This window comes from Pseudomonas sp. 2995-1 (genome assembly GCF_002742505.1).
GTDB lineage: Bacteria > Pseudomonadota > Gammaproteobacteria > Pseudomonadales > Pseudomonadaceae > Aquipseudomonas > Aquipseudomonas sivasensis.
Genome location: NZ_LJSA01000399.1, coordinates 1 through 671, shown reverse-complemented (window position 1 = coordinate 671; position 671 = coordinate 1). Strand labels below are relative to the sequence as shown.

Genomic DNA, 671 nt, shown 5'->3' with positions numbered 1-671 from the left:
TTTCTGATGTTCAGGTTCTCGCGTGGGGTTTCTTCGTCTTTCGCGATGAAAGTACCGGCGACGGTGCCTGCTTCAGCAGTGTTCTCGACGATGGTAGTCGGCGTGACAGCAATTACCGGAACGTCGTTAACCAAGGTCACGGTCGGTTGACCGGTGCCAGTGGAATTCAGGCCTTCAACGTCAGTAACGGTCAGGTCGATCTTCGGCAGCTGGTTGCCAGCGTTAACGAAGTCAGCGCCTTTTTCGGTCAGGACTACGTTGTTGCCGGAGATGGCGTAGTAGCCATCTGCGTTGGTGCCAGCGGTGAAGCTGATGTTCAGGTTTTCGCGTGGGGTTTCTTCGTCTTTAGCGACGAAGGTACCGGCGATAGTGCCTGCTTCAGCGGTGTTCTCGACGATGGTGGTCGGCGTGACAGCAATTACTGGGACGTCGTTAACCAAGGTCACGGTCGGTTGACCGGTGCCAGTGGAATTCAGGCCTTCAACATCGGTAACAGTCAGGTCGATCTTCGGCAGCTGGTTACCCGCGTTAACGAAGTCAGCACCTTTTTCAGTCAGCACGACGTTGTTGCCGGAGATGGCGTAGTAGCCATCTGCGTTGGTGCCAGCGGTGAAGCTGATGTTCAGGTTTTCGCGCGGGGTTTCTTCGTCTTTCGCGACGAAGGTACCGGC

At 55.7% G+C, this 671-nt stretch carries 1 protein-coding gene; it reads right to left on the bottom strand.

What is annotated here, in order from left to right; translation table 11 throughout:
- Nucleotides 1–671 (bottom strand): hypothetical protein (locus AOA61_RS31245; protein WP_218197365.1); only part of this gene is annotated, 671 nt, incomplete at both ends.